Genomic DNA, 10,139 nt, shown 5'->3' with positions numbered 1-10,139 from the left:
GATACTTCCTATACGTATTAAGGGAGTAAACGATGAATAAGTTAGTATTACTTTGCACCCACCTTAGCGTGGGTGCTGTTGGTTTTGGGCTTGGTATTTATAGCCTACCGATTTTGATTGAGCCGGAGTCTCCGTCCCAGATATCCGTTCAAACGGCTGCAGAAAATGCTGTTTACACGGGAACATTCAGTAAAGATAGAGCTGATAGTGACTTTTTACACTGGGGGGAAGGCGTAGTATCCGTGAGTGAAGAAGCGGTAGTTTTTGAAGGAGAGCTTGCTCCTGGGCCTGACTACAAAGTGTATTTATCACCGAAGTACATAGAAACTGAGGACGCCTTCAACCAGAGTAAGTCACAAATGTTCTTAGCTGGCGATGTAAAAACGTTTGACCGATTTAATGTAGCCCTTCCATCGGGTCTTGATATTAATCAGTACAATACGGTTGTGATTTGGTGTGAAACTTTTGGGCAGTTTATTACTTCTGCAAAGATTCAATGATACCCTAGCTTTAGCAGTAGTATCAGAATGTTGGAGTAAAGATGGAAAAGCTATGGCTGGCGATTGACTTCCTATTAGCGCATAAGTTTGTTTTTAGCATGTTGATCATTGCGGTGGTCTTGATGGTAAGGCGAATAACCCTCTCTAGTATTCGAGGCGATGTCGACTTCCTGACAGAAGATCAACGCAAATGGATGTCGAGAACCAAAAATGGCACATTCGCATTTATTGTCTTTACGCTTTTTATATTGTGGAAGTCTGAAATCAGTGAGTTTGCGCTGTCGGTAACCGCTATTGCGGTTGCGATTGTCGTGGCATCGAAAGAGATCATCTTGTGTTTTACTGGTTCAATCCAGCGAGCAAGCTCTCGATCATTTCGCATTGGTGACTGGATAGAAGTGGGTAAACTCAGTGGTGAAGTCATCGAGCATAATATGATGGCGACCGTGATACAGGAAATCGATTTGTATCATGGGCAGTACCACTACACGGGTAAAACCGCGACACTGCCAAACAGCATGTTTTTTACATACCCTGTAAAGAACCTTAACTTCATGAAACGCTATGTTTACCACAACTTCGCTATCACGGTGAAAGACTTTGTAAACTTGTACCCATTGGTACCTGATCTCATTACAAAAATTGAACATCATAGTGAAGAGTTCATCGACGTTGCTCGCCGTTATAATGGGGTCATTGAAAAGCATGCTGGTGTTGACCTTCCTGGCCCAGAGCCCCACATTCACATTACGAGTGCGGTAACGGGTGAACAGCTTGTTCATTACATGATATTTTGTCCGACAGAGTTAGCGACTCATTTAGAGCAAGAGATCAGGAAAGACTTCATGGAAGCGTACGCTGTGGCATTTCCGCCAGAAAATTCGAACTAGGTACTTTTGATTTTGAATGAGGTAATTCTGAATCGCTAGAAACGGTGCGAGTGGGAACGCTGGCATGTAATCGTGATACGAAAAAGCCGAAAGTTAATAACTTTCGGCTTTTTGTTTGTCTTGCTTTTGTTCATAGGGTGGTTAAGTGCTTACGTCATAAACAGCCAATGAATATACTCGCTAGTCTAAGTCGTTGATTGGCAGCCAGTCCACTTTTACTCCAGCTTGCTCAAACATACTTTGACTCACTTTAATCTTGTCACCCCAACGAGATAGGAAGTCTTCACTTTGTTCTGGGCAATGTACAGATGAAATGCCAGTCTGAATGATCTTCGCAGCACAGTTTGGACAAGGAAAATGCGTAACCCAAATCTCACAACCATCGAGGTCACGCTTAGCAAATAGGATTGCATTCTCTTCAGCGTGAAGTGTCTTTAAGTATTTCATTTCACGGTCATCAGTATCAGCACTGTCTGAAACACCATGTGGGTAGCCATTAAAGCCAACAGAAACGATGCGATTGTGCTTTGTAATAACAGCGCCAACTTGCGTTGAAGGATCTTTACTCCAAGAGCCGACCAGTTCTGCCATCTGATAGAAGCGTTTAGCCCATTTTGAAATCATGATTGATACCTTAAAGATTAAATAGGGTGTGTTTTGTTGATAGCGTCCATGGTAGGCGATAAAAGGCCTGACGGAAAGCCCGAACACGTAATTTGCATCAGTTTTGTTAGTTGATTGTAGCCAATTTATAAACACCAAGTTTCATGTTACAGGTTGATACAATTGACGCTGTAATAATTGATATTCCTCGGACATTGAGCCTACGTGTGCTAGGTAACTTTTATGCTGTTCTAAGACTAAATATGACGGTATACCCATGCATAAAAAGCTTATCCTGACGGCAATAGCAAGTTCCATTCTTCTGGTTGGCTGTGGCGAGGACGCCTCAAAAGCCAATCAAGCGCCTTTACCACTTGTGGCAGTACAGGATGTTAATGTCATTCCTCACCAACAAAGTAAATCTTACATCGGCCGTATAGAGGCTGTAGAAGACACAGCTATTACGGCTCAAGTGTCTGGCTACCTTCAAGGCCGCCATTTTGAAGAAGGGCAAACGGTTGAGAAAGGGCAGCTCCTTTACACAATCGAACCTTCATCATTTGAAGCTCAAGTAGCAAGTGCTAAGGCAGAAGTAGCTCAAGCCAATGCGGCATTGAAAAAAGCTCAACTTGATTTCAAACGTGGAAAAAGGCTACTACCGAAAGGCAGCATTTCTCAGTCTGAATTTGATGCACTAACCGCAACTTTACTTGGTGGAGAAGCTCAGCTTGAAGCCGCAAAAGCGCAATTGATCGCGGCAAATGTAAACCTTTCGCACACGAAAATTCTAGCGCCTTTCTCTGGCCGAATTAGTGACACTAAAGTGAGCCAGGGTGATTTAGTTTCTCCTTCATCTGGTGTACTGACGACAATTGTGAGCCTTGATCCAATTCATACTGCTTTTAGCATCAGTGAACGTGAGCGTTTGGCGCTGGGTCTAGACAAAATAGAAGGAAATGGCGGTGGAGATTCTAGTGCCGTTGAAGTGCAAATTATGCTTGAGAATGGTGAAGCGTATGAACATTTTGGCGAGCTCGATTATCTAGGCAACCGCATTAACCTTAATACCGGAACTTTGGCTATGCGTGCGATTGTTGATAACCCGGAACAACAGCTATTACCGGGTCAACATGTCCGAGTTAACCTACGAGAAAAGCAGTCCATCGAAGTAATGAGTATCCCTCGTAGAGCGGTACAGACAGATTTAGAAGGTAACTTCGTAATGCTGGTCACCGAAGGTAATGTTGTCGAACGTCGTAACGTTGAGATGGGTGATCAGGTTATTGGAGGTATTATCATCAAGTCAGGTTTAGAGCCTGAAGATGTGGTTATCACCCAAGGTTTACAGCGTATCCGTAATGGTATGGCTGTTCGTATTCAAGAACCTGATACTAAAACAGCCGAATAAGGAGCGTAAGCATGCTAAGTCGTTTCTTTATACAGCGGCCCAAATTCGCACTGGTTATTTCAATTAYTTTAACCTTGGCGGGTGCTATTTCTTTGGCAATTTTGCCTGTCGCTGAATATCCAAAAATCAGTCCTCCATCTGTAAGTGTCACTGCTTACTATACGGGTGCAAGCGCAGAGGTCGTCGAACAGGCGATAGCTGACCCGATAGAAACCTCCGTTAATGGTGTTGAAGATATGTTGTATATGTCTTCAAAGAGCGCCAACGATGGTTCGTATAACCTTAACGTGACGTTTGATGTTGGTACCGACCCCGATATGGCGCAGGTCAACGTACAAAACCGTGTTTCACAGATCGAATCGAAGCTTCCACAAGAAGTAAGAATGGTTGGTGTTACGGTGAAAAAACGTTCACCAGACTTGTTAATGGTGCTTAACTTCTACTCTCCTGATGGAAAGTACGATGATCAGTTCTTGATCAACTACGTTAACTTAAACATTAAAGACCAGCTTGCGCGTGTTAGCGGTATTAGTGAAGTGAACGTGCTAGGTGGCGGTGAATACGCAATGCGTGTTTGGCTTGATCCTGAAAAGRTGGCAAACCTGAATTTAACGACGTCTGATGTGTATGCTGCACTTGCAGAACAAAACGTACAGGTAGCTGCTGGTCGAGTGGGCGCTGCTCCTTACCATAATCCTCAAGAAGTTCAGTTTAACCTCGTGACCAAAGGTCGACTAGAAACAGCAGATGAATTCGAAAACGTTGTCCTAAAAGCAAATAGTGACGGTTCTACTGTTTATTTGAAAGATGTTGCGCGCGTTGAACTAGGTAAAAAGTTCTACGATGGTAATGGTAAATACCGTGGTCAAGATGCCTCTATCGTGACATTGTCACTTCAGTCGGATGCCAATGCGCTTGAAAGTGGTCAGGCTGTTATGGCTCTTCTCGATAACATGAGTGCCAACTTCCCTGAAGGTTTTGCTTATGAAGCAAGTTACGACACCACGTTGTTTGTCGCTGAATCGATAAAAGGGGTTGTTAAAACGCTTATTGAAGCGATCCTATTAGTTATCGCGGTAACTTACCTTTTCTTAGGCAGTGCCCGAGCTACTTTAATTCCAGTCGTCGCAATTCCGGTGTCTTTAATCGGCACATTTGCCATTATGCAGATGACCGGCTTTACCATTAATACGGTAACCTTATTCGGTCTGATTTTGGCGATTGGTATTGTGGTTGATGATGCGATTCTCGTGATCGAGAACGTTGACACAACGATGGCCAAGGACCCAACTATCTCTCCTCGTAAAGCGACACTTATTGCGATGAAAGAGGTAACTGGGCCAATCGTGACATCGACCTTAGTGCTACTAGCCGTGTTTATCCCTGTAGCAATGCTGCCGGGTATTACGGGCATCATGTATCGCCAGTTCGCGTTAACTATCTGTATCGCAGTGGTTATCTCTTCAATCAATGCTCTAACGCTGTCCCCAGCGCTATGTTCTTTGGTTCTAAAGCAAGGTGGTGGCAATACAGCACGTTGGTACAAGACGTTTAACCGCGGTCTAGATAAAGTTACGACGAAATATGGCCAAGTGGCAGGTTTCTTAGTCAAGAAATCAGTGTTGCTTGTCACTTTCTTCTTTGTTGCGCTGGCCGCTGTAACGTTCTTTGCGAAAAACACGTCAACGGCATTTGTACCGCAAGAAGATAAGGGCATTTTGCTGGTTAACGTTCAATTGCCAGACGCTGCCTCACTTTCTCGTACAGAAGAAGTCACTGAACAGTTACTTGAAATGGTAGAGCAAGAAGCTGGGGTAGATGGCGTAACGCTGGTTAACGGCTATGCATTCATGACAGGTGCTTCAGCGTCTAACGGTGCGTCTATGTTTGTTAAACTTCACGATTGGGAAACACGAAACAATCTTGATGGGGAACATTCCGCGCAAGCAATATCTGCACGCATTAATGGCCGAGCTGCAACTGAAATTCCACAGGCCGTCGTATTCGCTATGGGGCCTCCGGCCGTACCGGGAATGGGTGCTGCGTCAGGCTTCGAGTTTGTACTTGAAGATACGCTTGGACGTAGTCGTACTGACCTTGCCATGGTAATGAATGATGTTATTCAAGAAGCAAATAAGCAGCCTGAGATAGCCTATACCTTCAGTACTTTCCGCGCCAATGTACCTCACTACTATGTTGATATTGACCGCGAGAAAGCGCAACAGTTGGGTGTGCCGTTGTCTGCGATATTCCAAACACTGCAAGGGAACTTAGGTTCGCTGTACGTGAATGATTTCACGATGTTTGGTAAAAACTATCGAGTCACAATGCAGGCGGATAGCGAACACCGAAGCAGCATGGATGATTTAGCGCGTTTTCATGTACGTTCTAATGAAGGTCAAATGATCCCGCTGAGTACGTTGGTAACTCATGAGCAGATCTTTGAGCCAGACGTTGCGTGGCGTTACAACATGTACCGCAGCACTGTGATACAGGGGCAACCAGCACCTGGCTACTCAAGTGGTGATGCGATTGCAGCAATGGAAAGAGTTGCTGCTGAAATGCTACCGCAAGGTTATCAGTACGAATGGACTGGGATGGCTTACCAGGAAGTCTTGGCAGGTAATCAGGCGATATTTGCATTTGCACTCGCATTGATCTTCATTTATCTGTTCATGGTTGCTCAATATGAGAGCTGGACAATACCACTGGCGATTATATTGGTGGTACCAGTTGCGACTTTGGGATCGTTCATCGCGTTGACGATCACAGGGACGCCACTGAACCTCTATGCTCAAATTGGTTTAGTGTTGCTCATTGCGCTTGCGGCCAAGAACGCAATCTTGATTGTGGAATTCGCAAAAGTAGAGCGTGAAGACAAAGATGTACCAATTGCAGATGCTGCGGTTAAAGGGGGAACGTTAAGATTCCGTGCCGTGAACATGACATCGTGGTCATTCATTCTAGGTATCTTCCCACTTATCTTTGCTGCAGGAGCGGGGCATGTGAGCCAGAATTCATTAGGCATTTCGCTTATTGGCGGTCTGTTATGCGTGTTACTTGCTGGTACTTTCTTAATTCCTGGTTTCTATGCATTCGTGCAACGTCGCCGTGAGAAAGCGCACGGAGGCAACACCAAACTTATCCCACTAGATGATGACTAGTGTTAGGTAAGTGATGCAGTAAAAGTCGTTTAAATTGAGTAGGAAAACTCAGTTTAGTGGCAAGTCTACAACCCAAAGAGATCATGCAAATTGTATGGTCTCTTTTGTTATTTATAACGCTTCTTATATGGGTTTGGAATAAAAGGTGTTGCATATTAGGTGTTTTATTTATAAAAAATAGGACATTAAGCTTTATAAATTCAAAAAATAAAATGGTGTTTTATTGGTAACATTTTGATTTATAAGTGTTTAATTGATTGAGCGAACGCTTGTAGGCTCGAAAGTATTTGCAGAATAGTGTGAAGTGCTWCAAAATTAGTGGGTTAGGTCATCAACACACGCCACTGGGGTTCTCATGAAAGTAGTCGAATTATTTAAACACAAGGGTGATAGTTTCTCATTAAATCACTCTGAGTTTATGCAATGGATGTCTCCAGCTCTGAAAGAGTATTGGGGCGACTTTCGTAATAGAACGCAAAACAGCCACTTTTTTACTTGGGTACGTGAACATCACCTTGCTCCTGCAGGTAACGAAGATGCGCCAGTAGAAAAACCAATAGAACTCAAACCTGAAGCTCAATTGGTGTTTGACGACTTGAAAAATAAAGTTGGTGAAGTGATCCACACTGGTGATTGGGCAAACGTAAGCCAAGATCGTATTAATCAATTTGGTCAAGTCACTGAAGATATGCAGTGGATCCATACCGATCCAGAAAAAGCTGAATCTGACTCACCCTTTAAGACGACGATCGCTCATGGTTTCCTAACATTGTCTTTGCTGCCGAAGCTTACGGACAGCATTGATCCTGACCAGTCTCAATTTCCAACGGCGAAGATGGTAGTGAACATTGGCTTAAACCAAGTACGTTTCCCATACCCGATAAAGTCAGGAAGTAATGTACGAGCAAAAAGTACATTATTAAAAGTAACACCAATCAAAAAAGGCTTAGAGATTGAACGTGAAATTCGCGTTGAAATAGAAGGCATTCGACGCCCCGGTGCAGTCGTTGTATCGGTAATCCAGCTTCATTTCTAAGTTTTACCATCGAATAGATATTAAAAAAGCCAGTAGCAATCGCTACTGGCTTTTTTGATGGTTCACGATAAATTTAGGTCTTATCGTTGTTAATTTCTTTATCGCTGACTTCTGCATAGTAGTGCAGTAACTCTGTCAGTTCTTTTACCCAACCAAAGGCTTCTGTCGGAGCTTTCTTCAATATCTCTTCTACTTTCGCACAGTGGATCTCTAGGTTGATCGCTTCCTCTAAATTGAATGATACCGAGTAGAAGTGCCAAAGTAGCAAGCGAGTCATTCTTTCAATGTTTTGCTGAGAGTTGTCTGACTCAGAAAATGCTAGGTGCATTTCCCCAAGAGCGATGGCCGTCATTCTTAACATTGCATCGAATTTGGCAGATTGCATGCGTTCTTCACTGGTCACTTCTTCTTGCTCGAATGTAAATAACTCGTTCATCGCTTCTTCTGGCACTAAACGGTGGATCATTCGTAGGCTGAACTCTTCAAGATCATGACGTGGCATAGTTAATAAACTATTAAGGGTGTAGTCGCGTTGCATTGCAGCTCTCTTCGCTGGAAAGATAAGGGGCGCTAGTGTAATAGAGAACAAGGCCAGGTTCAAAATTATTAAGATGTGTGTCTTGCATCAAATCATTAGCGAGCGCTAGGTTGGTAATTCAAACCGGCATCTTTCTTCAGAAAAATATTGCTGGCGACTAGGCTCCCAAGGCAGATAAACACTAATGCCGCAAATGTGGCTGTATCAGGTATCTCACCGAAGATAGGAATAGCAAGAAGCGTCGCTATTGCGGGAGTGGCCGATCCAAAAGCAGCTGAACGCTCAGCTCCGAGCTTTTTAACTGCATATAAATAGGTAAATGCGGCAACTAGCCCAGCACCCACCCCTTGTAATAAGAGATGTACGGTTAATTCTGRATATGGCCATTGCTGCACTGGAGTACTAAACAAATGGCTGTCTAGTAAGCCTAATCCAATAGAAGCCAATAAGAGCAGCGTAGAGACTATTGCTACGAGTCCGGCACTCACTAAAGCATCTAGGTTGGCTACTCGAGCCGATATCGTGAATACCGCCCACATAAAACTTCCCATTAGAAACAAAACATGACCTTGAGTTTGTTGCCAGTCGTAGTTAACGATACTAGAACTCAAGAAGATGGTGATGCCCGTTAGGATTAAACCTAGCCCTATAACTCGGTGCGAGCTTAAAGGCTGTTTAAAAGCCAGTACCGCAATACCAGTTACGAATAGTGGTAACGTACCTGGGATTAATGCGCTCCCGTGTGATACAGGAGCAAAGCTCATGGCGTGGCTTGCGACCAACAAGTAAGGGAGTCCGCATCCTAAAAACATACCAGCCAGATACTTAAATGGAACGTTAGCAATTTTTTGTCTGTTTAGGTAAACCAAAGGCGATAATATCAGCGCAGGCAGTACAAAGCGCATTAATGCAATATCTGCTGAGGTGAGCCCGGAAATAGCACCGCCTTTTAGAGATAGGAAGAAACCAGCCCACAAAGATAAGGTGACGAAAATTGCTAAATATCCATATATCATTTTGATGCGTCTTGTTGTGTCGATACTGATCTATATTATTGGTTCTACTGGTTAGTGAATGTTGGCAAACTTTGAACGAGGTGATGTTATTTGGCTTTAATTCATCACAATTTTGGCGTATTTTAGTGGAAACAACCCAGTGTGAGATGATTGTGGATAGAATCGACCTAAATTTACTTTCTTTGTTGCAAAAAGATGGAAGGCTGACAACAGCCGAATTAGCTGATCAAGTAGGGCTATCCGCATCACCTTGTGCTAGGCGTATTAAGCGGCTTGAAGAAAAGGGCATTATTGATGGCTACCGTATGACGATATCTCGTGAGAAAGCAGGAATTGCGATGACGGTATTTGTCGAGGTCAGTTTAAGTAATCATCAAGAACGTTCGATTGATAAGTTTGAAGCCGCAGTTGTAGAGATGGAAGAAGTAATCAGCTGCCATGTCGTTTCAGGAGCGTATGATTATTTACTTGAAGTCGTGAGTAAAGATTTGACGGGATATGAAGCATTTACACGTAAGTTACAGCGCTTAGAAAACGTTAAGGATATCCATACCCATTTGGCGATTCGACAAGTTAAAGGCAATTCGCCTTTACCTATCTATAAATAATGATTTAGTTTCGGCAATCAAAAAAGGAGCTCTAAGAGCTCCTTTTTCTATTTTAGTGGTATTTAAATCTAGAAATTAGACAGTGACGTTTTTCTTCGTCAATACGAAATGAAAATGCGTGTGAATGGTAGTCAATACCATCGTTCCAGATTACTTCCCCAAAAATTTTGCAAAGTTCTAGTTCACTTACCGAACCAAATTTTTCCATGTGCTTTACAACAGATAAAAGCTTAGCTTTTATGTCTATTGGGCACTCAATATCATTCAAGCGATTGAAAACTTTGTTTTTTTGCATACACCTAGCCAGATTATTTTTTATTGTTAAGTTATATGAAATCTTATGATAACAAATTTTCAGCCACTGTAAATCGTTTTG

At 43.1% G+C, this 10,139-nt stretch carries 10 protein-coding genes; 6 read left to right on the top strand and 4 right to left on the bottom strand.

What is annotated here, in order from left to right; all coding sequences use genetic code 11:
• Nucleotides 1-32: 32 nt before the first annotated feature.
• Nucleotides 33-500 (top strand): DM13 domain-containing protein, encoded by a 468-nt coding sequence (locus L4C33_RS16015; RefSeq protein WP_428813416.1) that lies wholly within the window; start codon nt 33-35, stop codon nt 498-500.
• A 41-nt stretch (nt 501-541) separates the two neighbouring features.
• Nucleotides 542-1,390, top strand: coding sequence for a mechanosensitive ion channel family protein (locus L4C33_RS16010; RefSeq protein ID WP_428813415.1), 849 nt, complete (start codon nt 542-544; stop codon nt 1,388-1,390).
• A 180-nt stretch (nt 1,391-1,570) separates the two neighbouring features.
• On the opposite strand, the gene L4C33_RS16005 is transcribed toward L4C33_RS16010, so the two are convergent.
• Nucleotides 1,571-2,014, bottom strand: a complete 444-nt coding sequence (locus tag L4C33_RS16005; RefSeq protein ID WP_428813414.1) for a dCMP deaminase family protein — start codon at nt 2,012-2,014, stop codon at nt 1,571-1,573.
• A 256-nt stretch (nt 2,015-2,270) separates the two neighbouring features.
• Here L4C33_RS16005 and L4C33_RS16000 point away from each other — a divergent pair, with 256 nt between their 5' ends.
• From L4C33_RS16000 to L4C33_RS15990, 3 genes are all read left to right on the top strand, one after another.
• On the top strand, nt 2,271-3,401 hold the full coding sequence (locus L4C33_RS16000) for an efflux RND transporter periplasmic adaptor subunit (protein ID WP_428813413.1): 1,131 nt from the start codon (nt 2,271-2,273) through the stop codon (nt 3,399-3,401).
• A gap of 11 nt (nt 3,402-3,412) precedes the next feature.
• Nucleotides 3,413-6,565, top strand: a complete 3,153-nt coding sequence (locus tag L4C33_RS15995) for an efflux RND transporter permease subunit (protein WP_428813412.1) — start codon at nt 3,413-3,415, stop codon at nt 6,563-6,565.
• A gap of 355 nt (nt 6,566-6,920) precedes the next feature.
• A complete protein-coding gene (locus tag L4C33_RS15990; RefSeq protein WP_428813411.1) occupies nt 6,921-7,601 on the top strand; it encodes a MaoC family dehydratase in 681 nt (226 codons plus the stop codon).
• A 73-nt stretch (nt 7,602-7,674) separates the two neighbouring features.
• On the opposite strand, the gene L4C33_RS15985 is transcribed toward L4C33_RS15990, so the two are convergent.
• A complete protein-coding gene (locus L4C33_RS15985) occupies nt 7,675-8,139 on the bottom strand; it encodes an exoribonuclease R (protein WP_428813410.1) in 465 nt (154 codons plus the stop codon).
• 95 nt (nt 8,140-8,234) lie between these two features.
• Nucleotides 8,235-9,155 (bottom strand): DMT family transporter, encoded by a 921-nt coding sequence (locus L4C33_RS15980; RefSeq protein WP_428813409.1) that lies wholly within the window; start codon nt 9,153-9,155, stop codon nt 8,235-8,237.
• Between the two features lie 152 nt (nt 9,156-9,307).
• Between L4C33_RS15980 and L4C33_RS15975 the strand changes: the two genes are divergently transcribed.
• Entirely contained in the window at nt 9,308-9,763 is a 456-nt protein-coding gene (locus L4C33_RS15975) for an Lrp/AsnC family transcriptional regulator (RefSeq protein ID WP_428813408.1), read from the top strand.
• A 52-nt stretch (nt 9,764-9,815) separates the two neighbouring features.
• Here L4C33_RS15975 and L4C33_RS15970 read toward each other — a convergent pair whose 3' ends face one another.
• On the bottom strand, nt 9,816-10,058 hold the full coding sequence (locus L4C33_RS15970; RefSeq protein WP_428813417.1) for a hypothetical protein: 243 nt from the start codon (nt 10,056-10,058) through the stop codon (nt 9,816-9,818).
• Between the last annotated feature and the right edge of the window lie 81 nt (nt 10,059-10,139).

The sequence above is a fragment of the Vibrio makurazakiensis genome (assembly GCF_050337375.1).
Classification (GTDB): domain Bacteria; phylum Pseudomonadota; class Gammaproteobacteria; order Enterobacterales; family Vibrionaceae; genus Vibrio; species Vibrio makurazakiensis.
The sequence above is the reverse complement of the archived record's forward strand: the minus strand, read 5'-3'. Positions and strand labels throughout refer to the sequence as shown.